Source organism: Smaragdicoccus niigatensis DSM 44881 = NBRC 103563, from assembly GCF_000380645.1.
In the GTDB taxonomy this organism is placed as follows: Bacteria; Actinomycetota; Actinomycetes; order Mycobacteriales; family Mycobacteriaceae; genus Smaragdicoccus; species Smaragdicoccus niigatensis.
Genome location: NZ_AQXZ01000017.1, coordinates 57,799 through 82,242, shown reverse-complemented (window position 1 = coordinate 82,242; position 24,444 = coordinate 57,799). Strand labels below are relative to the sequence as shown.

Annotated in this window: 23 protein-coding genes; 16 read left to right on the top strand and 7 right to left on the bottom strand. The window is 63.8% G+C overall.

Annotated elements, in window-relative coordinates; genetic code table 11:
• Window positions 1–58: 58 nt before the first annotated feature.
• Both F600_RS0113050 and F600_RS0113045 read left to right on the top strand, forming a co-directional pair.
• Window positions 59–583 carry a gamma carbonic anhydrase family protein gene (locus F600_RS0113050; protein WP_018161069.1) on the top strand — a complete coding sequence of 175 codons (525 nt, stop codon included), beginning with the start codon at window positions 59–61 and terminating at the stop codon, window positions 581–583.
• Entirely contained in the window at window positions 580–1,380 is an 801-nt protein-coding gene (locus F600_RS0113045; protein ID WP_018161068.1) for a class I SAM-dependent methyltransferase, read from the top strand. Before F600_RS0113050 ends, F600_RS0113045 begins: the two co-directional genes overlap by 4 nt.
• On the opposite strand, the gene F600_RS0113040 is transcribed toward F600_RS0113045, so the two are convergent.
• Window positions 1,381–2,874 (bottom strand): ATP-dependent DNA ligase, encoded by a 1,494-nt coding sequence (locus F600_RS0113040; protein WP_018161067.1) that lies wholly within the window; start codon window positions 2,872–2,874, stop codon window positions 1,381–1,383. It abuts the gene before it with no gap.
• A 29-nt stretch (window positions 2,875–2,903) separates the two neighbouring features.
• The gene (locus F600_RS0113035) at window positions 2,904–4,346 is read right to left on the bottom strand and encodes a carotenoid oxygenase family protein (RefSeq protein ID WP_211220069.1); all 1,443 of its coding nucleotides are present in this window, start codon (window positions 4,344–4,346) and stop codon (window positions 2,904–2,906) included.
• A 57-nt stretch (window positions 4,347–4,403) separates the two neighbouring features.
• Between F600_RS0113035 and F600_RS28075 the strand changes: the two genes are divergently transcribed.
• The 5 genes from F600_RS28075 (at window position 4,404) to F600_RS0113010 (ending at window position 8,187) form a co-directional block, all read left to right on the top strand.
• Window positions 4,404–4,985: a TetR/AcrR family transcriptional regulator gene (locus F600_RS28075; protein WP_018161065.1), complete on the top strand. Its 582-nt coding sequence runs from the start codon at window positions 4,404–4,406 to the stop codon at window positions 4,983–4,985.
• Between the two features lie 62 nt (window positions 4,986–5,047).
• Complete coding sequence (locus F600_RS0113025; protein ID WP_018161064.1) at window positions 5,048–6,313, top strand: ammonium transporter; 1,266 nt, start codon at window positions 5,048–5,050, stop codon at window positions 6,311–6,313.
• 39 nt (window positions 6,314–6,352) lie between these two features.
• Window positions 6,353–6,634 carry a WXG100 family type VII secretion target gene (locus F600_RS28070; RefSeq protein ID WP_018161063.1) on the top strand — a complete coding sequence of 94 codons (282 nt, stop codon included), beginning with the start codon at window positions 6,353–6,355 and terminating at the stop codon, window positions 6,632–6,634.
• A 64-nt stretch (window positions 6,635–6,698) separates the two neighbouring features.
• Window positions 6,699–7,334, top strand: coding sequence for a LuxR C-terminal-related transcriptional regulator (locus tag F600_RS32385; protein WP_018161062.1), 636 nt, complete (start codon window positions 6,699–6,701; stop codon window positions 7,332–7,334).
• Window positions 7,335–7,344: 10 nt separating this feature from the next.
• On the top strand, window positions 7,345–8,187 hold the full coding sequence (locus F600_RS0113010; protein ID WP_018161061.1) for a PPK2 family polyphosphate kinase: 843 nt from the start codon (window positions 7,345–7,347) through the stop codon (window positions 8,185–8,187).
• A 9-nt stretch (window positions 8,188–8,196) separates the two neighbouring features.
• On the opposite strand, the gene F600_RS0113005 is transcribed toward F600_RS0113010, so the two are convergent.
• Window positions 8,197–9,138: a DUF808 domain-containing protein gene (locus F600_RS0113005; protein ID WP_018161060.1), complete on the bottom strand. Its 942-nt coding sequence runs from the start codon at window positions 9,136–9,138 to the stop codon at window positions 8,197–8,199.
• A gap of 64 nt (window positions 9,139–9,202) precedes the next feature.
• Between F600_RS0113005 and F600_RS0113000 the strand changes: the two genes are divergently transcribed.
• From F600_RS0113000 to F600_RS0112990, 3 genes are read left to right on the top strand one after another with little or no spacing between them, the layout of a single operon-like run.
• Entirely contained in the window at window positions 9,203–9,679 is a 477-nt protein-coding gene (locus F600_RS0113000) for an SLOG cluster 4 domain-containing protein (RefSeq protein ID WP_018161059.1), read from the top strand.
• A complete protein-coding gene (locus tag F600_RS30375; RefSeq protein WP_018161058.1) occupies window positions 9,676–10,572 on the top strand; it encodes a DUF1353 domain-containing protein in 897 nt (298 codons plus the stop codon). Before F600_RS0113000 ends, F600_RS30375 begins: the two co-directional genes overlap by 4 nt.
• A 9-nt stretch (window positions 10,573–10,581) precedes the next feature.
• Complete coding sequence (locus F600_RS0112990; RefSeq protein WP_026306498.1) at window positions 10,582–10,992, top strand: acyl-CoA thioesterase; 411 nt, start codon at window positions 10,582–10,584, stop codon at window positions 10,990–10,992.
• On the opposite strand, the gene F600_RS28060 is transcribed toward F600_RS0112990, so the two are convergent.
• Window positions 10,955–11,593 (bottom strand): Pr6Pr family membrane protein, encoded by a 639-nt coding sequence (locus F600_RS28060; RefSeq protein WP_018161056.1) that lies wholly within the window; start codon window positions 11,591–11,593, stop codon window positions 10,955–10,957. The two genes, F600_RS0112990 and F600_RS28060, sit on opposite strands and share 38 nt — an antisense overlap.
• A 58-nt stretch (window positions 11,594–11,651) precedes the next feature.
• Here F600_RS28060 and F600_RS0112980 point away from each other — a divergent pair, with 58 nt between their 5' ends.
• Entirely contained in the window at window positions 11,652–12,479 is an 828-nt protein-coding gene (locus tag F600_RS0112980) for a hypothetical protein (RefSeq protein ID WP_018161055.1), read from the top strand.
• Window positions 12,463–13,020: a gamma-glutamylcyclotransferase family protein gene (locus F600_RS30370; protein ID WP_156024576.1), complete on the top strand. Its 558-nt coding sequence runs from the start codon at window positions 12,463–12,465 to the stop codon at window positions 13,018–13,020. Before F600_RS0112980 ends, F600_RS30370 begins: the two co-directional genes overlap by 17 nt.
• On the opposite strand, the gene F600_RS0112970 is transcribed toward F600_RS30370, so the two are convergent.
• Entirely contained in the window at window positions 12,966–13,979 is a 1,014-nt protein-coding gene (locus tag F600_RS0112970) for a DNA topoisomerase IB (protein WP_026306497.1), read from the bottom strand. The genes F600_RS30370 and F600_RS0112970 overlap by 55 nt on opposite strands.
• Before the next feature lie 33 nt (window positions 13,980–14,012).
• Window positions 14,013–14,321: a PASTA domain-containing protein gene (locus F600_RS28050; RefSeq protein ID WP_245541528.1), complete on the bottom strand. Its 309-nt coding sequence runs from the start codon at window positions 14,319–14,321 to the stop codon at window positions 14,013–14,015.
• Window positions 14,322–14,492: 171 nt separating this feature from the next.
• On the opposite strand from F600_RS28050, the gene F600_RS0112960 reads away from it, so the two are divergent.
• From F600_RS0112960 to F600_RS0112945, 4 genes are all read left to right on the top strand, one after another.
• On the top strand, window positions 14,493–15,263 hold the full coding sequence (locus F600_RS0112960) for a DUF2127 domain-containing protein (RefSeq protein WP_026306496.1): 771 nt from the start codon (window positions 14,493–14,495) through the stop codon (window positions 15,261–15,263).
• A 68-nt stretch (window positions 15,264–15,331) separates the two neighbouring features.
• On the top strand, window positions 15,332–16,708 hold the full coding sequence (locus F600_RS0112955; RefSeq protein ID WP_156024575.1) for a DUF2252 domain-containing protein: 1,377 nt from the start codon (window positions 15,332–15,334) through the stop codon (window positions 16,706–16,708).
• 41 nt (window positions 16,709–16,749) lie between these two features.
• Window positions 16,750–17,772 carry an HNH endonuclease gene (locus F600_RS0112950; protein WP_018161049.1) on the top strand — a complete coding sequence of 341 codons (1,023 nt, stop codon included), beginning with the start codon at window positions 16,750–16,752 and terminating at the stop codon, window positions 17,770–17,772.
• On the top strand, window positions 17,772–18,071 hold the full coding sequence (locus tag F600_RS0112945) for a nucleoside triphosphate pyrophosphohydrolase (protein WP_018161048.1): 300 nt from the start codon (window positions 17,772–17,774) through the stop codon (window positions 18,069–18,071). Before F600_RS0112950 ends, F600_RS0112945 begins: the two co-directional genes overlap by 1 nt.
• Window positions 18,072–18,074: 3 nt before the next feature.
• Here the strand turns inward: F600_RS0112945 and F600_RS0112940 are convergent, their stop codons facing one another.
• Window positions 18,075–24,311, bottom strand: coding sequence for a DUF4011 domain-containing protein (locus tag F600_RS0112940; protein ID WP_018161047.1), 6,237 nt, complete (start codon window positions 24,309–24,311; stop codon window positions 18,075–18,077).
• Window positions 24,312–24,444: the final 133 nt, after the last annotated feature.

Below are 24,444 nucleotides of genomic sequence, written 5' to 3'. Positions count from 1 at the left end.
CGACGAAACCGACACACTTGCCGAAAGTATTTTTCCCGGTACGAGCAATACTTACGCCGTGACGATCATTCAGCTTGGTGAAGACATCCCGACCATCGACGACACCGCCTGGGTCGCACCAAATGCGACCGTCATCGGCAAGGTGACTCTCGCCGCCGGCGCATCGGTCTGGTACTCGACGGTGATCCGCGGCGACATGGACGACATCACCATCGGCGAGAACTCGAACATTCAGGACGGCTGCGCTCTGCACACCGACCCAGGCTTCAAGCTGACTGTCGGCACCGGGGTATCCGTCGGCCACAACGCAATCCTGCACGGCTGCACGGTGGGCAACGACGTGCTCGTCGGTATGGGTGCAACGGTCCTCAACGGCGCCGTGATCGGTGACGGCGCGATGATCGCCGCGAATGCGCTGATCCCGCAGGGTGCAGTCATCCCGCCGGGCACGCTGGTCGCCGGTGTGCCAGGCAAGGTGCGCCGCGAACTCAGCGAAGACGAGATCAACCACATCAAGCTCAACGCCGCAGCGTACGGGCACCTGCGCGATGTGCACCGGGGCGCGAAGGAGGTTCATTCATGACCGAGCCGAACCTGACCGGTGTTCCGGAGACCATGCTCTGGACTCTGCATACGCGTGCTTCCGAAGCCCGGAAGGTGCGGCCGATTCTGCGAGACCCCGACGCGGTTCGGATCTACGAGTCGATCGACTACGACTTCGAGCGCAGTTTCGGAGCCTCGGACGGCACTCACGCGTTGCGATCACGCCTGTTCGACGAGGTTGTGCTGCCGTGGATCGCGCATCACCCGGAAGGCACAGTCGTCGAATTGGCGGCCGGTCTGGAGACGCAGTTCCAGCGTTGTGACAACGGCACGATCCAGTGGGTGTGCATCGACCTGCCCGAGTCGATCGCGATCCGCGAACGTTTCCTTCCACCAGAGCCGCGCTGTCGATACCTGGCGAAAAGCGCGCTCGACTTCAGCTGGATGGATGACATCGACGCAACGGACGTCTTCGTCAGCGCCCAGGGCCTGTTGATGTACTTCGAGCCGGAGGACGTCGAGCGTCTCGTCACGGCCGTGATCGAACGGTTCCCCGGCGTGGAATTGCTGTTCGACTCGATTCCACCCATGTTCTCGGAGATGACGAAGAAAGGCTTCCGGAAGACGAAGCACTACCAGACGCCGGTCATGCCCTGGGGAGTCACGCGCGACAGCCTCGAGCCGCTGCTGCGGGGTTGGTCGTCACGGGTGGAGTCCGTCACGAACCGCAGCTTCGCCCCGCCGCATGGACCGGGCGCCATCGCCGGAGTCCTCGGTCGAATTCCGTTCCTGCACAACCTGCTTCCCACGATCACGCACGTTCGCACGAAGCGCTGATCAACGCAGCATCGCCCGAACCGCGTCGATCGTGTCGGCCTCGGCCGGCGACTTGTCCGGGCGATACCGCACGACGCGCGCGAAACGCAGAGTCACACCGCCGGGGTACCGCGTGCTGACCTGAACACCGTCGATTGCGATCTCGACAACAAGTTCCGGGCGCAGATAGACCGCACGATCGTCGCGCGATGCCTCGTGTCGCGGAAACTCATCGGTCTGCCACTGAAGCAATGCGTCCGTCATGCCCTTGAAGGTCTTGCCAAGCATGATCGGCGGCCCACCGTTGGGGTCGCGCGCGCCGAGATGCAGGTTCGACAGGTAGCCCGTCCGCCGGCCATAGCCCCATTCCGCACCCATGACGATGAGATCGAGGGTGTGCACCGGTTTGACCTTCTGCCAGGCACTTCCGCGTCTACCAGCCGCGTACGGGGAGGACAGTGACTTGATCATCACGCCTTCGTGTCCGGCGTCGATGGCAGCCTCGAGATGGGCTTGAGCGGCAGGTACGTCCGGGCGCAGGACAGCCGGGATGTACTGGCCAACTGCACCCAAGGCGGTCAGCCGCTGCTCCAACGGTTCGTCGAGCAGGTCCTGGCCATCGAGCAGGAGACAGTCGAAGTAGAACGGCCGCAGCGAACTCACATCGTCGACCGCGAACTCACTCATCGTCTCCTGAAACGATCGAGGTCGGCCGTCCGGCCCGAGTACGAGTGCCTCACCATCGAGCACAACGGAGCGACACGGCAGTGCGAGCGCAGCCGACACGAGTTCGGGAACGTTCGCCGTGATGTCCCGAAGATTGCGGGTGAAGATCCGCACATCGTCCTGGTCCCGATGCACCTGAATCCGTGCGCCGTCGAGCTTGTATTCGACGCTCACGTCACCAAGTTCGGCGATCGCGTCCGGGATGGAGTCGGCCGTCGACGCGAGCATCGGCTGGATGGGACGCCCGAGTTGGAGTCCATACTCCGCGAGGCCGGCCATCCCCTTCGTCAGCGCAGCTTCGGCAGCGACCGGCAGCTGGCCCGACAACATGAATGCGCGCCGCACGGCTGCCTCGGGCACGTCCGCAGCCGCGGCGATCGCCGCGAGCATGACGCCCTCCCCGGCTCCCTGCCGCAGCTCGCCGCCGAGTAGCTGAATGAGGAACTGCTGTTCGTCCGTGGTTGCCAGACCGAACATCTCGGTGAGGATCTGTTTGCGGAGGTTCACCGAACCTGGACCGGACGCGCCGGCAACATCCGCGAGCCGTCGGGTGATGTCGTCGATCCGAAGAGTCGCGACCGGCGCCGGCTCCCCCATCGTCGACATGAGCGTCCGCCAGCCGACTCCAATTCGCCCGCTGACCAACTCACCAGACAGCCAGGCGACGACGGTTTGGACCTCGTGCGGTTGCGCGGCTTGCAAAACGTCGCGGAGTACCGCGACTTTCGCGAGGCGCGACCGCGTGGACGCGACCGACCGCGATGCCGTGACCAGGGTTTCGAGCAGCACGATCCGACGTTAGCGCCAGCCACCGACAACTACGCGGTCGTCGGCAGCCAGTTTCCGTGGAATCCGTACGGAACCCGCACCGGAAGATGGATGGTGGCAACGGTTTCGAGCGTCTGCGCATCGAGAATCTCGAGATCGCTGAGGTTGCGATCCGGGTCGTAGATGTATCCCATGAGCACGCCGCGCTCCTCGGGAGCATCGTCGGAGTCGGGGACGAACACGAACTCGCTGGCGTTGCGGGCTCCGAGCGAACGGGTCTCCGAGCGGCGTTCTTTGAGGTCGTTGCGGATGATCGAGGTCGTCGAAAGGGAGTCGTCGGAGTCGCTACTGAATCCAACCGAGTAGCCGAAGCGATACTGATCCCCTTGTAACCGCTCGTCGAAACGCGGGAACTCTTGAGCCTGACCGTCGACGAGTTCCTCCCGAACCTTGCCGGCCTCGCTGTCGACGGTCCAGCGGTAGAGCGCCGACTCGCCATCGCGGTTCGAATTCGGACCAGTTCGGTCCGAGGTGAACATCGATGGGTGGCGGACAACATCCAGCACGATGTCGTCGCCCTGCTGGAAGGCATTCATCGTGTGGAAGACGTAGCAGGGATCGACGTCGAACCAGCGCACGTCTTTCGCCGTTCCCGTCCGGGGCAGAACGCCCACACGCGCCGGATAGTCGGAGTCCCAGCTGTAGGGCATCGCCTTCGACGAGGCGGCTCCGCGAGCGGCGCGCGCCAGGATCGGCTCCGGAATCGCGTACTTGCCGAGGATGCGTCCGAGGAGAGACTGGACAAGTTTCGGCGCCGTCGGCGCGAGCTGGCCGACATCGAGGGTCACCGGTAGGTCGTACATGACGACGTAGTCCTTGGTCAGCGCAAAGTCGTGAACCATCGGAGCGCCGGTCACCGGGACGTCGACGAACTTGCTGATGTGGGCGTCCTTGTCGAGCACGGTGTACCGGACTTTGTTCCCCCAGCCGAAGTAATACGAGACCGCATGCATCTCGCCCGTTGCCGCGTCGCGGTGCGGATGCGCCGTGTAGGCCCCGTCGAGCGTTCCGTCGAAATCGCAGTAGCCGATCGATTCGAGCTCGTCACTGAGTTCGAATTGCGGTGCGCCGGCTTCGACGAGAGCGAAAGTCCGACCGTTGACCTCGACGATGTTCGTGTTCGCGGAGGCATCGAGCGCGGAGATCTTGCGGCCACCTCGTCGCGCTTCCCCCAGCGAATCGGCGACGTCGTCCGATCGAACCCAGCGGTTCCGGTACCACTCGGCCTTGCCGTCGCGGATACGAATGCCATGGACCATGCCATCACCGATGAACCAGTGGTAGTGCATCGGGTCGACGTCGTCGACGGGGTTGGGCCCGATCCGGACGTACCGTCCGTCGAGGTGCTTCGGAATGGAGCCAGTGACCTTCAGATCGGTCAGGGTGACTTCTTCGCGGACTGGAGCGAAATTGCCGCTCAGGTACTTGTTCATCGGGACCCCCATAACGCCGTTATGCCGAACATAGCACTGTTATGCGATGATGGCTAGGTGCCAAGTGAAAGTGTTCGGGAGCGCGTCATCGACGTCGCCGCTCGCCTCCTCGACGAGGAGGGTGCGGCCGCGCTGAGCACCCGTCGACTCGCGAAAGAACTGGGCGTCTCGACGATGGCCGTTTATACACATTTCGGCAGCATGGGTGAGGTTTTCAAGGCGGTCGCCGAAGAAGCGTTCGCGCGATTCGCTGATGCCTTGGACGCCGTGCCCCTCACCGACGACCCGTTCACCGACCTGGCCAACCAAGCCGCGGCATACCGGGCCTTTGCGAAGGCGAACGGCCACCTGTACTCGGTGATGTTCGGCGGGCTGTTCGGAAAATGGCATGTCGAGGCCAGCGACATTTCGAACGCCGCACCGACCTTTCAGGTGTTGGTCGACGCAACAGCCCGCGTGATCGACGCGGGCATCTTCCGGCCCGCCGATCCCATCGAGGTCGCCTATCAGTTGTGGACAACGCTGCACGGATTCGTCCAACTCGAACTGACGGACACTTTTTCGCGAATGGGACTGACGACCGCCGATCGCGTGTGGAATCAGTTGCTGGCGACCGCCGCCCGAGGACTCATGCCCTAGCGCTGTTCACATCTCACCGGGGTTCCGGTGAGATGTGAGAACTGATCGCTTATTCTTCCCGAGTGCCGGAAACCCTTGACACCGCCGCGACCGCGTGGCTGCTGTGCAGTACTGCACTCGTCCTTCTGATGACGCCAGGCTTGGCCATTTTCTACGGCGGCATGATGCGGTCGTCAGGCGTTCTCAACATGATCATGATGAGCTTCATCTCGATCCCGCTCGTGACGATCGTCTGGATGATCGGCGGCTACAGCCTTGCGTTTACCGAAGGCAACAGCCTCATCGGCGGACTGTCGCACCTCGGGTTGAGCGGCATCACGCCGGACTCGGTGCATCTCGGCGTCCCGACGTATCTGTACGTCACCTTCCAGTTGACGTTCGCGATCATCACCGCAGCCCTCGTGAGCGGCGCGATCGCGGACCGCGCTCGGTTCGCTGCCTGGGTGACGTTCGTGCCGGTGTGGGCGCTGCTCGTGTACACGCCCATCGCGCACTGGGTGTGGGGCCCGGGCGGCTGGCTGGCGAAGATGGGCGTGCTCGACTACGCCGGCGGCCTAGTCGTCGAAATCGCCTCGGGCGCTTCCGCACTCGCATTGGCGCTGGTCCTCGGACCGCGCATCGGTTTCAAGTCCGAGGCAATGCGACCGCACAACCTGCCACTCGTCCTCCTCGGCGTCGGGCTCCTGTGGTTCGGCTGGTTCGGTTTCAACGCAGGATCTGCTCTCGGCGCCAACGGCCTGGCTGCCACGATCTTCCTCAACACGCTCATCGCGGGCTGCCTCGGCATGGTCGGGTGGCTGGTGGTCGAGCAGTACCGCGACGGTCGGCCCACGACCTTCGGTTGCGCGTCTGGCGTCGTCGCCGGATTGGTCGCAATCACACCGTCCTGTGGCACGGTCTCCCCCGTCGGCGCACTTGTCGTCGGCGCCGCGGCAGGTGTTGTTTGTTCGTTCGCCGTCGGCTGGAAGTTCAAGGCCGGCTACGACGACTCGCTCGACGTGGTCGGCGTCCACCTCGTCGGCGGAATTATCGGAACGCTCCTCATCGGATTCCTCGCGTCCACGGTGATGACCAAGGGTGTCGACGGACTGCTCTACGGCGGCGGCTTCACACAACTCGGAAAGCAACTCCTCGCGATCGGTGTCGTCGGGGTCTATGCGTTCGCGGCTTCGTTCGCGATCGGCACGATCATCGACAAGCTCATGGGCTTCCGCGTCACTCCGGACGACGAGGTGACCGGCATCGACTTCGTCGAGCATGCCGAAACTGCCTACCCCGAGGGGGGCATGAGTCACCACGGCACGAAGCGACCCGGCATCGGAAACTGACGCGGGAACCAGATCGGCCTGACTCGCGTCAATCAAGGCATGATCGTCCAACCTGCACACCTGTTGACCGCTGCCGCGACCGTTCATTCGACCCGATCCGACCTGAAGTCCGAGCACGATGCTTCGCACACCGCGATCGATTCCGCCCTCGACGGCTGGGTGGGTGCCTCGGCCATCGCGCTCAACTCTCGCCTCGCGGCCTGGCGCGGGAGTTCGGCGTCACTCGATCAACGGATGGCGAATCACGGCGACGCGCTCACCGCGTCCGCCCAGCAGTTCCGTGTCGTCGACACCACAAATGTCCGAAATCTGAATATGTAGGGAAGCGCCGAGTACACGACCTATCATCGAACGCGAGTTTCGAGCTAGGGAGCTGTCAAACAAATTGGACTGTGCTGAAGCTTCGGTCGTCATCTATCGACCGCTTCAGGAGGTCTGGGACTTCCTCCTTTCACCAGGTAATACTCCGATCTGGGGGCCTGGTGCGACACAGCTGTCTCCCGTATCCGAGGGTCCGATCGGCCTGGGCTCCCAATTTCGTGGCGTCACCAACTTTCTCCACAAGACGGCCACCTGGACCGCCGAAGTGACGTTGTTCGAACCACCACACCGGTACGTCCTGTCCGGCGTCGACACCATCGCGAGCTTCTTCGCAGAAACAACGGTCGCGTCCGCCGGCGGCGGAACCCAGGTCACCAAGCGATATGTGTTTCCCGACGGAATCAGCATGTCGTTCGACACGGTGCCGGCAGTCGTCGTGGTCGGCTCCCTGGAACGCACGTTGCACACCGGGCTCCTCAACCTGGCGGACGTGATGGATCGCGGCGCCCGTCGCAACCTCACCGCGCGCCAGCAGGATGTGCTTCGACTCGTGCAAGAGGGACTCACGAATCGGGCGATCGCCGACGAGTTGACAATCAGCATCAAGACGGTTGGACATCATGTGTCCGCGATCCTGGCGGCACTCCAAGTACCATCCCGTCACGCGCTTCGCCGGCTCTCCCGGACCCAGTCCCCCTAAGCTTCGAATCATGGGCCGATCTGCACGCAGTACGTTCGTCGTTCAGCCGGGAAAAACACATCCTCGCGACTACCCAGCAGATGCCCCGTCGAAAGGGCCCGACGACAAAACAGAGGGCGGCACGGCACTCGCCGAACTCCGATCCAAGCTCGCTGTTCAGCAGGACATGCTCTATGCGCGCGGCGCCGAGGGTGACCCCCGCAGCATCCTTCTTGTCCTGCAGGGGATGGATACATCCGGTAAGGGTGGAGTCACCGGGGACGTCGTCAGTGCGTTCAACCCCGCCGGCGTGCGCTTCGCATCATTCAAGGCGCCAACATCCGAGGAGTTGAAGCACGACTTCCTGTGGCGGATCCACAAGCAGGTTCCCGCCGCGGGCCTCATCGGCGTGTTCGATCGCTCGCACTACGAAGACGTCCTCGTCGTCAAGGTCCGCAAGCTGGCCGAGGCATCAGTGATCGAGCAGCGCTACAGCCGGATCAACGATTTTGAGGCCGAGCTGACCGCGAGCGGAGTGACGGTCGTGAAGTGCTTCCTACATATCAGTTTCGACGAACAGCGCGAGCGGCTGCTCGCCCGCCTCGACGACCCCGCCAAGCACTGGAAATTCCGCGAAGGCGACATCGACGACCGGCAGCTCTGGCCCGCCTTCGAGGATGCGTACGCAACTGCGCTCGGTCGGTGTTCGACGGCGCAATCACCCTGGTACGTCATTCCGAGTAACAAGAAGTGGTATCGGAACTGGGCGATCGCGTCGATCCTGCTCGAGACGTTCGAGGACATGAACCTCAGTTATCCCGAGGTCGATCTCGACTTCAAGCGGCTGAAGGAGCGGCTCGCCCCGCCGAATTAGCGGCCAGCCTCAGTGATCAGCCTTGTGCTTGATCTTGTGCACCGCGTGCATGATCGCGACGACGATCGCACCGATCACGAGACCGACGATCGCTGACGCCCCGGTGTTCACAAACCAGCCGACAACCGCACCGACGCCCGGAACATGTTCGGCGACATAGTGTTCCATGTGGTGAACGGCCTCGTAGGGGGCTTCGAGCCCAAGCTTGTGCGCACCGTCGAGCAGGATGTGGCCACCGACCCACAGCATCGCGATGACACCGACATTCGCCAGGACCGCCAGCACGATCGGCATGCCCTTGACCAGGCCGGAACCTATTTTCTTGGCGAAGGCCGAGGCACGCTTCGTCAGGTGTAACCCGACGTCGTCCATCTTCACGATGAGTGCGACGACACCGTAGACGAGCGCGGTGATGAGCAGCGCGACGACGATCAGAATGAAAAGCCGAGACAGAAATGGCTCGTGGGCGACCTCGTTGAGGGCGATGACCATGATCTCGGCGGACAGGATGAAGTCAGTTCGAATCGCGCCCGAGACGACGGTCTTCTCCGCCTCCGGCCCCTCCTCGGTCACGGGCGTCTCGTCCTCGTGACCGCCCTCGAACTTCTCCCAGATCTTCTCGGCGCCCTCGAAGCAGAGGTAAACACCGCCCATCATCAGCAGCGGTGTCAGCGCCCACGGCGCGAACTGACTGAGGATCATCGCGACCGGCAGGATGAACAGCAGTTTGTTGATCAGCGATCCACGGGCGATCCGCGCGATGATCGACAACTCGCGCTCCGGCGCCAGACCGTGCACATAGCGCGGGGTGACCGCGGTGTCGTCGACGACCACTCCGGCGGCCTTCACGCTCGCCCGACTCGCAGCCGCGCCGACGTCATCGAGGCTCGCCGCGGCCAACCGGGCAAGCGCCGCCACATCGTCGAGCAGAGCGACCAAACCACCAGCCATGCGAGATCGGCCCTTTCTTTGTTCGTTCTTTACAACCCTAGGTCAGCCGATGTCCGATTGCCGTATGTCCCCGCATCCGCCCTACCTCTTCATCAGCGGCCCCGGCGAGCCCCGCGACCGGATGATTCTCGATATGGCGTTCGAAGCCGGGCGGACAGCCGGCGGGCTCGGGTGGTTCGTTCTCACCGGAGGACTCGGCGGTGTCATGGCCGCCGCGGCGTCCGGTGTCGAATCCGTTGGCGGGACCGCGATTGCGCTGCTCCCGGGCCGGGATAGAGCCGCGGCCTCGCGGGGACATTCTGTCGTCCTCCCGACCGGCCTCGGCGAGATGCGGAATTCGCTTCTCGTCCGATGCGCCGATGCCGTTCTCGCGATCGGTGAATCGTGGGGAACGCTGTCGGAGATCGCGCTGGCCGCTCGAACCGGAGTTCCCATCGTCGGCATCGGTGTCACTCCCCCGTCATTCGCCGGACCCGAGTTGATGTTGGCCACTGACGTCTCGTCGGCGTTCGAGCGGCTACGTGCTTCAATCGCTTTATGACGGCGCCACTTTCGCCCGTTCCGGAACCACCGGTAGATCGGCCGGCGGTTCTCGGGAATCAGGCCAGTGGATTCTTCGACCCGAACCGTTTGGACTCCCCACCGGAATTTCTGCTGTCGCGGATCGTGTCCGATCTCGGCGTCGAGGAGTTCCGGCTTCTCCGCCCGATCGGATACTGGGACGCACACGAGCGCGGCATCATCGTGCCCGCCGATCTCGACACCTTCGGGACGGACTTCACCTCGGTTCCCGCGCTCTTCACGTGGCTCATTCCGAAGTCGGGCAAGCACTTACCGGCCGCGCTCATCCATGACGGACTCGTCCCCGATTACCCGGGCGAGCCGCCGACCTACAAGCATCGGAACGGGTTGATCGACAGGGAGACCGCGGACCGAATCTTCCGGGACGCTCTGCGTGACCTCGGGGTGAGCGGCGTCCGGCGTTGGCTGATGTGGACGGGAGCATCGCTGGGGACGCTGGGCAACGCGCAGAGTTGGGGACTTCGCCTGCTGGTCTACGGCTGGATCGGTGCGATCTCGCTGCTCGGTATCGCCGCCACGATCGACTTGCTTCCGGGCCAGGAACTGCTCCCCTGGATGGTCGGCCCGTTCTGGCTCCAAGTCCTCATCGGGGCCGTGTCGGCGGTCGTCATTCCCTTTGTGTTCAGCTTCGCGGTCTGGGGTCGACGCTGGCGAGTAGGTGCGATCTCCGGTGTTGCCCTCGCGCTTCTGCTGCACGTGACGATCGCGCTCGTCGTCGTCTCGAACATCTTCTTGGCGGTCGAGGCGGCCTTCGACGACCGCCTCCGCGACGCCGTTCGGCCGTCCGTGATTGCAGTCGCGATCGTCACATCCTGTGTTCTCGCAGGTTGGTGGGCGCTCGCCGCCGGATAACGTGCCCCTATGACAACGACGTTTAGGGCCACCATTGAGATGCGGTGGACCGACTGTGATCTGCTTGGCCATGTCAACAACGCGAAGTTCATCGAGTTCGCGCAGGATGCCCGGATTCGCTTCTTCGGGGAGGACTCGACCATCACCTGGGGCCGCGACAACAGCATGGTTGTGCGACACATGGAAGTGGACTACGAGCGGCCGCTGTTTCTGACGTCGAGCCCGATCCACGTCGACGTTTCGATCCTCAAGATCGGCAACAGCTCGTGCACGATCCGGCACGACATCTGCGACAAAGACGGAAATCGCGCGGCCCGGGTCGACGCGGTGCTCGTCGGATTCGACGGGAAGACGAACACGTCCAAGCCGTTGTCGGACGAGATCAAGACGCTGTTGTCGAAGTACCTGGTCGAGAGCTGACCAACCGGTCCACGAACACCGCGCCCGCCGCCAGCAGCGTCATCGCCGACGCAGCCACGACACAGAAGATGATCGCGGGCAGATATCCGGTCTTGGGCACGTCGATGAACGGGTACGGATACCACCCGCTGAACGCGCCACTCACGAACGTGAACACCACCCAGACGACCGGAACGATCGCGAAAGCGCCAACGTCCGAGAACTGAGCCCGACCGCGCGGACCGAATACGATCCAGCCGGTCAGCGCCAGAATCGGAACGACATCGTGCTGCAGATGATCGCCGAGATTCGCGAGGCCATGCAGGTCGCCCAGCGGTCGAAGCATCACGAAGTTCACGGTGCCGATGACGACCGGAAGCACAACCGAATCGAGGCGCAGCGCTCGCCAGACCGCGGTGTCCCGGTCGGTCCCGATAGCGATCGTCAACGCCATCGCGCCGGCGATCAGTACCGTCCAGGTCGTCAGATACGCGAAGTAGTGGATCACCCGGTCGGCGCGGCTGTCGTCAGGCGCGGTGTCACCGCGCCACATCACGACGAATTGCACCGACAAAGCGATCAACGCCGCCGCGGCGGTCAACCCGTGCCACACCCTGCCCATGGGTCTATCTTGCTGTTGGACTGCCACTCTCGCCTATCGATGCGGTTAGCCTCACATTGTGGGTGCCAAGCAGTTGGACGACATCGTGGGCGAGTTGTACTCGGTTGACCCTGCCGACTTCATCCCGCTGCGCGCCGAGCGGATCAAAGCAGCGAAGAGGGCCGGCGACAAGGATCTCGCCGCCGAAATCGGCAAGCTGCGGAAGCCGACGCTCGTCGCGTGGGCGGTCAATCTCGCGTCCCGCCAACTGCAGTCCGAACTCGCCGGACTCCTTCAGCTCGGCGATGCGTTGCGTGACGCGCAGCGGCATCTCTCGGGGCCACAGCTCAAGAAGCTGACCGCCCAGCGTCAGCAGGTCGTCGGTGCGCTCGCGAAACGCGTGGGCGACCTGGCCGCCGAGAACGGCCACCCGTTGAACGAGACCGCGATCCGCGAGGTCGGTGAGTCGCTGAGTGCGGCCCTCGCCGACCCGGACGTGGCAGCAAAGGTTCGCTCAGGGACGCTCGCCGCCGCGGCAACATACAGCGGATTCGGACCGGCAGGACTGTCGTCGGTCAAGGAGCCCGCTGCCAAGCAGGTTGAGGCTCCCGAGTCGGACGACCAGGCGGAGAAGCAAGCCGAACTCGAGGCCGCTCGCACCGAATTGAAGAAGCGCCGCACGGAGGCCGAAGCGGCGAAGTCGGCAGTGGTCGATGCGCGAAACCGCCTCAGCGATATCGATGAGCGAATCTCCAAGCTGCGCGACGAACTCGAGCGCGCCGAGCAGGAACGTCAGTTCGCGCGCAGTGCGGAACGATCGGCGGAGGACACCCGCCGGTCGGCCGAGCGCGCTGTTCATGAAGCGGAACGTCGTGTTGAGGATGCCGAAGATGCGGTGGCGGGTTAGCGATTGGCCGGAACTCCCCTACCCAGGACTACGACCGCCCGGGTCCTGGCGCCTGTCCCGCGGCTTCGTCCACTCCCTCGACGTCGACGTCCTCGATGACTTGATCTGGGTCCTGGCCTACGGATCGAACGCAAACCCCGCGAAGCTTCACCGAAAGGGTCTCGACGATGTCGTGGTGCTCGAAGCGACGATCAACGATGCGAAGGCCGTGTGGTGTCGAGCCCGGCGAATGGCGGGTGACGTCGTGGCGACCCTCGTTCGATCACCCGGGAACGTCGAGTCGTGTCCGGTGCTCGGACTGAATCCGACTCAGCTCGATGCGGTTGATGGTTGGGAAGGACATCCCGTCCGATATCGCCGTGAACCGTTCTGGGGCGTCTGCACCGTGAGCAGCGGCATCGTTGTGACACCGCACGTCTACGTCGGAACGGACATCCGTCCCCCGCTTCTCGTGGACGGTCAGGTGGTCGGACTTCGCGACCTCGCCTACGCGGACGTCGACCTGATCGTGGCAACGACCGCCTTGTCAACGACCGACTGACGGGCGTTCTTCGAGCGCTTCTGAGCTGCGCGTTTGAGTGCCCGTTCGATCGTCGCACCGTGCTCGTATGCGCGGATGATCCGCGGATCGACGTAGGATCCCTTGGCTATCGCAGGTGTGTTTCCGAGTAATTGCGCGACTTCCTCCATGACGCGCCGCTGCGTTGATGTCATTTCCCTCTTCGACGTTGGACGATCCGTTTCGGCGAACGCGGCCGCGGCCATCACCGTTCCATGCCAGGTCCGGAAATCCTTTGCCGTACAGGCACACCCCGTGAGTTCATGGATTCGATCGTTGATGTCGTCGGCATGCAACTCCCGGAACTCGTCACCGTGGCGGTACATCAGAAGCCGTTCGGACGTCGACGGGCTCCGCTTCAGTGCTCGGATCGCCGTCGCCAGCAGATGATCGGTGATTTCCGCCTGATGCCGAATGCCACCCTTGGCGGTGAAATCGAACCGGATCCGATCTCCCGAGACCTGGACATGGGATCGGAGAAGGGTGGAGACGCCATGAGTACCGTTCTCGTCGGCATAGGCTTCCCCGCCCACGCGGAAGACTCCGCGGTCGAGCAGAACGATCGCGACCGCCTCCACACGCCTCCTGGTGAGACCACGCGAGGCCAGGTCCTGGTGGACCTGCGCGCGCAGGTCAGGTAACGCGGCGGCGAGTTCGAGCATGCGATCGAACTTCTCTTCGTCGCGGTCGTTGCGCCACTGCTCGTGGTAGATGTACTGCCGCCGGCCCGCGGCATCTTCGCCGACCGCCTGGATGTGTCCATTCGGGCGCTCGCAAATCCACACGTTTCGCCAGGCCGGCGGAATCACGAGTTGCTGAATTCGTTCGAGGAGCTCGGGGTCGGTGACCCTTGAACCGTCGCTATCGACGTACGAAAATCCTCGCCCACGCCTGATCCGTTTGAGTCCGGGCCCATTCGGGTTCACTCGTCGTAGCCGCATCTCCGGGCACCTCCCGGATGATGAGTACCCGTTTCAGCACTCGGTGGTGATCTCGTCCGTCTTCAGGACGAACAGATTCGCGTCACCTTCGCCGATGAGTTCGCCGGGTGCAGGCTCCTGCCTGACCACTGTCCAGTTCCGGTCGAGGATTTGGTGACGACCCTGTCCGGAGGCATCGGTCGAACGTGAGTAGAAGACGCCGGCGCGCTGGATCTCGTCCTGCGCGGCCTGCAGGTTCATGCACACGACGTTCGGCATGGGAACCTTCTTCGGCTGCGCTTGGGGTCCGTCGGTCGCCGTCGCCGGGACGGTGGCGATCACTGTCTTCACAGAGGTCGTCACCGCCGGACCATTGGCGCCGTTCGCGCCACAACCAACCACCCACACCGCCGCGAAAATACCAACCGCCACAGTCTTTTTCACTCCACACCTCACCTTGGAGAGTAGGCGCGTCGGCGTGGCGAAATGGCAATATGCGGGACTAGTCCAATGTTCGTCGGACACCATGGGCAGATGATCGACTTTTCCTTGCGGGCGTGCAGCCGGCACGGTCACGCGACATTTGCACCGGACGAACCGGAGCTGCGGGAACGTCTCCACGTCACGACGGTGGCCGGCGAAGCATGGCGCTGTTTACGGTGCGAGACCTTCGTCGTCGGGCCACCGCGAGGCAGCGGTCCCGCGAGTACTGCACCCGAAGTTCCGCGCGGGAAAGTGCTCCGCGATCTGGCGATCATGCGAATTCTGGCCGTCGAGCGCGGCATCCGCGGATTGGTCATCGTGCTGATCGGCATCGGCGTCATCCGAATTCGAGGTTCGCACGAACAACTACAGGAAGCGTTCAATCGAGAGCTGCCGCTGATCCGTCCCCTCGCCGAGCAACTCGGGTGGGATATGGACACGTCGAAGGTCGTGCACTTCTTCATCAAGGCGTTCAGCATGTCTGCCGAGACCCTGCTGTTCATCGCGGTGGGCTTGTTCGTTTATGCCGGAATCTTGATGGTCGAGGCCACCGGTCTGTGGTTGGCGAAGCGCTGGGGCGAATACTTTGCCGTCGTCGCCACGAGCGTGTTCATCCCGCTTGAGATCTACGAGCTCAGTGAACGACTGACCGTCTTCCGCATCGCAATCTTTGCTCTCAACATCGCGGCGGTGGTCTGGCTGGTGTGGTCGAAGCGGTTGTTCGGCATCAACGGCGGGGCTCCGGCTTATCACGCCGAACACGCGGCCGAGAGCCTCCTGACGGTCGAACACGCGGCGGCCCGAGAGGCTGCCGAGGCCTAAAGGCATGAGTGCCTTCTCACACGCGCAGAGAAGGCGGCAAATCGCCCACTACTCTCCAAAGAGGACCCTTGGAGAGGACTGAGTTGGCTCGGACAGATCTGCGAACCTTCGCGACGGCTGATGAGGCCTATGACCGCGGTCGCGCTCTGCGCGAGGTCACGCCAACGGATGCACATGACCACGCGGCAACGAGCGGCGCCCGGCCGTCGGTGGCTGAGTTCATGCGCACGTCGAACGAGGGTCGACTCGAGCATTTGATCGACCTTCGCGTCAGTCGAATGGCGTCTTCGCCGTTCGCCTTCTTCCGCGGTTCAGCCGGCCTGATGGCCGCCGACCTTGCCGGTACCCCGACCAACGGCGTCGATGCACAACTGTGCGGTGATGCGCATGCCGCGAATTTCGGACTTTACGGTTCACCCCACGGCGAGATCGTCATGGACATCAACGACTTCGACGAGACGCTCGTCGGTCCGTGGGAGTGGGATATCAAGCGACTCGCAGCGAGCCTCGTGCTTGCTGGACGCGAGGGCGACGTCCCCGAGAAGACTCAGCGGAAGGCCGCGGAAGACGCGGTGCGGTCGTACCGGCGAACGATGAATCAGCTTGCGGAACAACCATTTCTGCGGTCGTGGGCGGCACTACCCGATGCGTCGGTCGTCGAGGCCGCGGAAGCCGATGCCCTCATCGACGACTTCAACGAGGCCGCCGAGAAGGCCCGTCTCAACACCAGTGATCGCGTCGTCGCGAAGTCGGTGCGACACCTCGAGGATCATGAGGCCGGCATCAGCGGCCACCGTTTCATCGAGGACCCGCCGATCCTGACTCACGTCGGCGAGCCCGAACGCGAATCCGTCATCACCGGACTCGAGGACTATGTCGACTCGCTGCCGGTCTCGCGGCAGGCGTTGCTGCGGCGATTCGCCGTCCAAGACGTCGCGTTCCGAATTGTCGGAACGGGAAGCGTCGGAATTCGCAGCTACATCGCGCTCCTGCACGGCAACCGCGACGAGGTTCTCGTCCTGCAGTTGAAGCAGGCGCGCCCGTCGGCTCTCGCACCGTACCTTCCTGCTTCGAAGCACAAGCACGAAGGAAAGCGCATCGTGCTCGGTGCGCGGATCGTCCAGTCGGCGCCGGATATTCTGCTCGGCTGGACCACGATCGACGGGCTGCCGTTCATGGTTCGCCAGTTCCGGAACATGAAGGGCGACATCGATCCGACGGCGCTGTCGAAGGGCCATCTCGATGACTATGGGCGCCTCGCCGGCTCTCTCTTGGCGCGCGCCCACACCCGCACACTCGACCCTCGCCTGCTCGCCGGCTATTTCGACGACGACAAGGACCTGCACAACGCCATCGGCGAATATGCGATCCGCTACGCCGACCAGGTCGAAGTTGATCATTCGGAATTGGTGGAGATGGTGGGTCGCGAGGTCGGCGGTTCGTAGGAACCAACGGGATGTCGGACCCCACCACTAACGTCCTGTAGGTGGATCCGATCACCGCCGCCGCTCGAGTCGCAATGCTGCTCGAAACCGGTGCACGATCGGCCACCTACAAACTCGCCCTGGTGACGGCGATCATCGACATCTGCGTCGAGTACGAACCAGCGCCGGACGGGACGCTCGCCATCCCGCTCCAGGAGATCACGCACCGGGTGATCGCACTGTATTGGAACCAGACCCGGACGTTCGGTGAGCAGGGACGCCTCCGCCAGCTCAAAGGATCGGGCCGAAGCCTCACCGATGCGATTGCCGCGATTCGGGATCGTCTCGCCGCTCGCGGAATCAAGTCGCCGGAGGTCGCACGTGAGATCGAGGATCGCGAGTACCTGAACTTCGCGCGAACCGAGACGTTGCGTGTCTCGAACATGCCGATCAAGCATCTTCAGACAGCGGTGAAGGGATCGCACGACACGGATTTCCTCTACGACGCGAGCGAGTTTCAGAGGGAGATGACGCATCGTGACGTCGAACGCATCAACCACATTGTTCTGCGCCCCGGGGTCGCCGACGGTCTCCGCCATGCATCGACGCTGCTCAAGACGTACATCCGAGCGCTCTGGACGCGGGATGTCATCGCCATCAACCCGACCGAGCTCGAGGAGAACAGGCTTGAGCAGTTCCTGTTCGGTTCCGATCGGACTGGCTTGTCCGCGCTGACGAATCCCCTTCGCGAACTTCAGGGGAATCGATGCTTCTACTGTGATTCGCGGCTCAACAGTTCTGTCCACGTTGATCACGTTCTTCCGTGGTCGGTGATCCCGATCGACGGTGTGGCGAATCTCGTTGCTGCTGATCAACGTTGCAATCTCGCCAAACGCGCGACGATTCCAGTTCGTGAACACACGGAACGCGCATTGGGACGCACCGACCTCAAGACGATCGCCAAGCTGGCGCGCTTTCCACTCCTGCACGAACGGACTCGATCTGCGTCGGTAGGCATCTATGCCGCTCTGCCACATGGCTCTCTGTTGTGGCGGGGCAAGGACGACTATTTGGAGCACATCTGATGGGCAAGCTCGTTCGGGACCGTATTCCCGAGATCATCCGTTCCTCGGGGCGCGAGCCGGTGACTCGCATCCTCGACGACCACGAGTACGCCGCAGCCCTGCACGCCAAGCTCGATGAGGAGGCGGCGGAGCTTCGCGCTGCGGTCGGCGCAGAAGTGCTGGAGGAAGCGGCGGACGTCCTGGAGGTGCTCCAAGCGATTGCGGCTCAGCACGGCCACACGTTGCAGGACGTCGTGAATGCGGCGTCGAAAAAGGCGCACGATCGGGGCGGATTCAGGGATCGCATATGGCTGGCCTGACCCCTACGGCTCCAGAATCAGCCCTTCGCGATCGACAATGACGCCCTCCCGCTCCGCGGCCATGATGACTCCCTCGAGTCGCGGTCGAACCTTGGAGGCCAACCGCGTTCCCTCGAACGCCTTCGCCGTCTCGCGGAGCGCATCCTCCCGGCTGAGCCCATGCGCCGATCGAACTGCGGCGACCAGCGCATTTCGCAACTCGTGGTACGGCACCTCGAGGATGTCGCGCTTGCCCGTCCGGTAGTCGAGATATTGCGCGGGGTCTGCGGAAGCCGGCCACGCGACGAACTCGTTGTTCGGCGCCTTCTTGAGCAAGCCCGGTGGAAAGTGGTTCCGAATCTGCAACCAGCGACCTTCGCGCACGCGTCCGAGGTCGAACCGTGAGGCCACGATCTTGATCAACCGGTCGGCCATGATCGGCCCTTCTTCTTCGACGACCTTCACCGCCTCGGCGGCGACCATCGCCGGGATCTCAAGACCTGCCGGATCGTATCGAGGGCGATCGTCGGCGGGAACGAACACATTCGAGACAACGGTCTCTTCGCGCACCAGAACAGGCGCCGGCTCGTCGACCACCTCGGGTTCGGCGACCACCTCAGGTTCAGCGGCAACCGTCGCGGGAGCCACGCCCGACACCGCCGCCTGCCGCACCGCGTCGACCACTGAGTCGCTGTCCCGCACCCAAGTCGGCAGCCAGATCCGGACGACCTGAGGCCATCCCATCGCTCCGGTCAGGACGGCCGACGGCAGACTCTCCCGGTCGCCGACCGTCGCGCGCTGCGCCCATTCGGGGCCGTCTAGCAGAACCGCAATCCACGGCTGGTCCCCCGAGCGAACGGCGAGGTCGACTGTGAAGTCGGAAAGTCCGACCTTGGTCGCCACTTCGAGTCCGGCCAGACGCAGACGGTTTGCGATCTCCTCGAGATGGCGGTCGAGCGTCGAGGGTCTCCGAAGCCCAACGTGCGCAACACCATTCCGCGCGAGCAGCAGGTAGTCCTTGAGATCCGCGAGACCCTTCGACGACGACCCGCCGAGGTCCAATTCGTGCGGATCGAACGAACTGAAGATCGCGACCTGCCTCTTCGCACGGGTGACGGCAACGTTGAGACGCCGCTCACCACCAGCTCGCGTCAGCGGACCCCAGTTCAGTGGCACGCGTCCCTTCGAATCCTTCGAGAACGCGAGGGTGAACAGGATGACGTCCCGCTCGTCACCTTGGACATTCTCCAAGTTCTTCACGAACAACGGTTCGTCGTCACGTTCGAGCGCATCGCGGACTCGAGAGTCACCGTCGGCTTCGAGCATGTCGAGGACCAGTGTCTGCTGCTGGCTGTTGAACGTCACGACGCCGATGGTGTGATCGGGGTCTTCGTCGAGAATCCGGTGTATCTCCTCGACCACCGCCTTGGCCTCCGCGCGATTGACTCGTGCAGCCCCGCGTCCTCCGCCTTCCCACTCGCCGTCGACGCGGACAAGCCGAAGGCCCTGTCCGCCCACATCAGGCGGCATCGGAAAGCTCGACAGCCGACCGTCGTAGTAGTACTGGTTCGAGAACGCGATGAGCGACTCGTCGCGGCTCCGGTAATGCCAAGACAGCAGCCGAGACGGAAAGCCCGACTCCACGGCCTCCGACAGCACGGACTCGAGGTCGACCGGAACCGGCAGACCGTCCTGCGCCTCGATCTCCTCGTCCTCGTCGGTCGATGTCGCCGAGAACATCGACGTCGGGGGCATCTGCTTCGAGTCGCCGACGATCACCACGGATTTCCCGCGGCCCATCGCACAGATCGCCTGCGGAACCCGGATCTGCGAGGCCTCGTCGAAGACGACGAGGTCGAACTCCATCTCCGCGGGCAAGAACCGCGCAACCGACCCCGGACTCATCAGGAAACATGGAGTGACCTGCGGAATGATGTCCGGGAATCGGTGCAGCAGCTGCCGAATACTCAGGCCACCGCGGCGTCGCCCGAGTTGCTGACGAAGGTCGCCGATCCGCCCCCGCGAACCTCGGGAATCGAACGTCCGGCGCTGAACGAGCCGCGCCGGAAGCTCGGTGACCATCCGCCTTCGGACATCGAGACCAGTCTTGATGAACCGATCGATCTGGTGCCCACGCTCAGAGTCGTCAAAGCCCGCCAAGCCGGTCGAATCAAGGCGCTCCGAGAGCACTGCTTTGGCGATACCCAACCGAACTTGGCGTTCGAGTTCGTCGCCCGTCAGCGCACCGGATCGAACCGATTCCTCCAACGCACCAAGCCCCACCCGGTTCGCATTCTCCACACCAGACCGGACCCGACCCCAGCGCCGCAGACGCACGAACGCCGCGCCCGCGCCGTCCGCAGTCCACGACGGCAGATCCTCGTCAATGGCGGGAAGCAGCGACCGGTCCTGTAGCCAAAACTCGACGTCTGCTGGTTGAGAAGCCAGCGCGGACAACAGGTCTCGCCATGCCACGGCGAACGCACTGAGCGCCGGAGCCGACCCGAGGACCTGCGGCGACCGCAACCGAAGGATGTCTGCCGTCGCCGTGTCGATGGCACCGCTCGATGCCCGATGGAGCGCCGCCGAAGCCCGAAGCCCGGCGACTTGAGCGTGGACGTACCGCGCCTCCAGCCGATCGAGGGGGTTCCAACCCGGAAGCACCTGCACCCCGGGCAGCTGCGAGACCTCTTGGTTGAGCTGCGCAATACCCTGACGAATTCCGGTGAGTTCGCGCAGCACCGACGTCAGCTGGTCGAGCGGGAACTGCTGCGGGCCGTCGATGAAGGCCTGGATCTCGGCGACGATCGCGAGCCGGCGCTTCTTCTTTCCCAGTAGCCTTCCGTCCGTTTCCTCGGACCAACGAAGCAGTCCGTCGAGATCGACGCCGAGTACCTCTGGCGAGAAATTGCGCAACACCGGGGTGAAATGCGATGTGAACTGTTCAATTCGGCGCACGGTGTGGTCGGCCGCCTGCTCCCACTGTGGCGTACAGATCGATGCTGCGTCGGCGGCGGGATGCGCCACTCCGTAGCTGGCCGCGCCGAGCCACGACGCCACCGCATCGAGCTGGTCGAGTGTCCGGCAGAACGACAACAGCGACATCACGCTGGGGTCCGTGACCGACCGACGTGCGGTCGCAACTGCGCTGACCTTTGCCTGCAGAGCCGACCGATCAATGGTGTCGACGTCGATCGGTCCAGCCAGCCGCCAGTGCGCCTGCACCGGCTTCACGCCGAGATCGAGCAGGCTCTCCCCCAGCCGACTAGCGATGTCGTAGACCTCTTCAATCGGAGCCGCCCCCAGGACGACCGATCGAGGAACGTCAGCCGCGGATGTCGGACCCATCTCCTCGAGTTCGAGGATGATCTGCCGGGCGTCCCACGCCGACATCTCGATTGGGCCGACTTCGTGCAGCTGGCCGGGATAACGAGCCAAACCCGCGACGAGGCCCTGATAGTTCCGTCGCAGCTGGTCGAACGCCGGAGTGGGCGCGATCGAATGGTCGAGTGCGTCCTGCAACTGCTGGCGAACGGCGGTGACCGTCTGGTTGGGGCCATGCAGGTCGAGGCTGAATGCGTCGAGGCCGACGCTTGCCAAACGCCCCTTCACGATGTCGAGCGCGGCAGCCTTCTCGGCCACGAACAGGACGCGCTTGCCCTCCGCCAAGCCGTTCGCTATGAGGTTGGTGATGGTCTGCGACTTGCCGGTTCCGGGTGGCCCTTCCAAGACAAAGGACTTTCCCGCAGATGCCCACCGGATCGCCTCGAGCTGCGAACCGTCGGCGGGGATCGGCAGGTATGTCGTCGCCTCGGCACTCGGGTCAGCATCGGGTGGCTCGATCGAGTCGTCGAACCCGCTGCCTGCGGAATGGACGAGGTGCCGAACGGTCGGCCGGGCCAAGAAGGACTGCCAGTTGTTCGACAGGTCCTGCCAGAGCTGCAAAGTGGAGAACTGCAGAAGTGCAAGATGCGCGGTCTCCTGCACATGGAATCCCTCGACCCGCTTACGGAGGATCGACGCACGAACCGCCTCCAGCGCAGCCGGCAGGTCGATCCCCGAATGGTCTTCGCGGGGGTTGAGAAGCTCCGGAATCTCGATGCCCCACGAGACCCGCAGCTTCTCGATCAGGCAGTAATTCGGTTCGAGATCTCGCGTCGGGTCGAGTTGGATTGCGAACGCTGTATTACCTTTTCCGCCAAGCAGTTTGACGGGCACAAGGTAGAGCGGCGCCTTGCCCTGCTGGGCCCGCTCACTCCACTCCAGCGTGCCGAAGGCCAGATAGAGACTCGACGTGCCGGTCTCTTCAAGAGCCGTCTTCGCGCGTCGCGCGATCGACAGAATCCGGCGGTGATAGTCCTTCTCAGCAACCGCAACGTAGGCCGTGTGCTCGCTCAGCAGCACGGCCGACAGCGTTTGCGCATCGACATCGGCGGCAGTGCGAGCACCCTGCGCAAGATGAATCGCGCTCAGCACGTCGTGCGGCTGCAGCTCGAACTTCTGATCCCCGGCGATTCCGTCTTCGAAACCACCCAACGCACCGGACGGAACATGGATCGGGACGCAGGACGCCGCCTTCAACTTGAGCAGCGCATTCGCATACGTCATATCGAGGAGGGCACGCTTCCACCGATCGATCCGCGGTGGGACCACGCTGGCCGGCCCGGGGACGGCCTGCCCCGGCGCACGCCGGGCCACTGCGGCCGGCTGATGCGGCGCAACTTCGATAACCCGGGTATCGCCTTCCATGCGGATCGTGGGCAGTGGTCGGACTCGACTGTGCGCAGCCCGGACATCGAGCAAGTAGCGGAGTTTGTGCAGGTCCTCGCGCCACCAGTGCCGCACCTCTGCGCGTGCGTCATCAAACCCCAGGTGGCCCGGGCCAGCGCAGACGGCCGTCGCCTCGAAGGCATCGAAGAGGTTCGAGTCAACGATCGTCTGGAGGCGTCCGAGATCGTCGATGACGACTGCGGGCAACTGCTCATCCGCAGTCAGGTAGCCGACAAAGGCATGACCTTCGCCGATGACGACAACGGGGTGAATCCCAGCCTGCTCCATCGCCGCGGCGAAGGTACACGCCAGATCGAGGCACGTCCCGGTTCGTTCCTCGAGAACGTCGCGGTGCCGACGCACGCGCTGACCGGTGCCTTCGAACGACGCCGGCGGCTCCACGTAGGTGATGTTCAGCGCCGACATTGCGTCGTAGATCGCTTCGACGATGCGATGCGCGCGATCGGGACCACGCTGGTAGCCATCCAGCGATGGGTTCCCCGTGCGGCGCCTCAGCAGGTCCGATGCGGTCTTGAGCAGGCCCGCGATCGAACTCGAGTTGGGCCGGACAAACGCGGCGAGCGATTCCGGGATGCCGCGGGCCCACCACTCGTCGGCGGTGAGAAGCCGAATGTCGTCCGACGCGGTGTACGCGCCAGATGCGGTCTTCACCGTCAGCGTCAGCTCGGTGGTGACGGCTTCGTCGAGCGCGGCGAACACATTCGGATCGATCCGCCAGCGCAGCTGCACGGACGGAACGTCGAGCGTGGCGCGCGGCTCGACCGCGCCGATCTCGATGGTGAGCGGTGCTGCCACCCGCTCGGCCGTGACCATCGCGGGTGTCTCGATGGACAGTTCGAGCGACTCGACCGTTACCCGTTGCGACCCTGGGTTCACGACCATCACCCCCGTCACCGGTGACACGGAGTTATGCGCAAGTGCGAGGTTGACCGCCTCGCGGTAGAGCACCGTCACCTCCACGCCGTCGACGCGAACAGCGAGAGCCCGAATCCCACGCGGCAGATCGACGTCGAGCCGAAGTGGGGTCGCGGCCTTGGCCGCGGATACCGTCGCGACCTCCGGCTCGCGCTCGATCAGCTCCCGCATGCGATTTGCCGCTTCATCCAGTTGAAGCGACTCCGCCAGCAGGATCATCGTGTCGATTGCGCGGTCGACTTCCCGCTTCCCGCGGCTCATCGTGTGTGCCGCGGTGTTCGCCGCGGTCAGGATTTCTTTGGTGTACGTCCGTTGCAGCGAGTTGAGGTCGGTAAAGACGCGGTTCTCGAAGAACAGGATCTGTAGCAACATGCGCGGATCCTCGAGATCCGCGGTGTAGCGGTGCCCACGCCGGGTCGCTTCCTTGGCCTCGTACAGCGGCAGCCACGGCTGCCCGGCCGGCGCGGCCGCAGCCATCCGCCCGTCGACGATCGGTTTCAGCGCAGCGCCGAGAAGATCGAGCGCCCGGACCTGGCGCTCCTTATCTGTCAGCACCACTGTGCTCCTTCCAACCCGCGACGCCCATTGTGGACCAGACCACCGACAAGTTCGGATCGTTCCATCTGCAGGCTGGATGCGCGACCACTTCCACCACGGCGTTGCCACTTCGCAGATGCATGAAGTTCTC

What these genes read in the sequence shown, in the direction of transcription:
- F600_RS0113010 (WP_018161061.1), top strand. Translation starts at nt 7,345, where the DNA reads ATGGGCCGATCTGCACGCAGTACGTTCGTCGTTCAGCCGGGAAAAACA.
- F600_RS0112990 (WP_026306498.1), top strand. Translation starts at nt 10,582, where the DNA reads ATGACAACGACGTTTAGGGCCACCATTGAGATGCGGTGGACCGACTGT.
- F600_RS28070 (WP_018161063.1), top strand. Translation starts at nt 6,353, where the DNA reads ATGATCGTCCAACCTGCACACCTGTTGACCGCTGCCGCGACCGTTCAT.
- F600_RS0113035 (WP_211220069.1), bottom strand. Translation starts at nt 4,346, where the DNA reads ATGAACAAGTACCTGAGCGGCAATTTCGCTCCAGTCCGCGAAGAAGTC.
- F600_RS28060 (WP_018161056.1), bottom strand. Translation starts at nt 11,593, where the DNA reads ATGGGCAGGGTGTGGCACGGGTTGACCGCCGCGGCGGCGTTGATCGCT.
- F600_RS30370 (WP_156024576.1), top strand. Translation starts at nt 12,463, where the DNA reads ATGCGGTGGCGGGTTAGCGATTGGCCGGAACTCCCCTACCCAGGACTA.
- F600_RS0112960 (WP_026306496.1), top strand. Translation starts at nt 14,493, where the DNA reads ATGATCGACTTTTCCTTGCGGGCGTGCAGCCGGCACGGTCACGCGACA.
- F600_RS30375 (WP_018161058.1), top strand. Translation starts at nt 9,676, where the DNA reads ATGACGGCGCCACTTTCGCCCGTTCCGGAACCACCGGTAGATCGGCCG.
- F600_RS0113045 (WP_018161068.1), top strand. Translation starts at nt 580, where the DNA reads ATGACCGAGCCGAACCTGACCGGTGTTCCGGAGACCATGCTCTGGACT.
- F600_RS0113000 (WP_018161059.1), top strand. Translation starts at nt 9,203, where the DNA reads ATGTCCCCGCATCCGCCCTACCTCTTCATCAGCGGCCCCGGCGAGCCC.
- F600_RS0112970 (WP_026306497.1), bottom strand. Translation starts at nt 13,979, where the DNA reads ATGCGGCTACGACGAGTGAACCCGAATGGGCCCGGACTCAAACGGATC.
- F600_RS0112945 (WP_018161048.1), top strand. Translation starts at nt 17,772, where the DNA reads ATGGGCAAGCTCGTTCGGGACCGTATTCCCGAGATCATCCGTTCCTCG.
- F600_RS0113005 (WP_018161060.1), bottom strand. Translation starts at nt 9,138, where the DNA reads ATGGCTGGTGGTTTGGTCGCTCTGCTCGACGATGTGGCGGCGCTTGCC.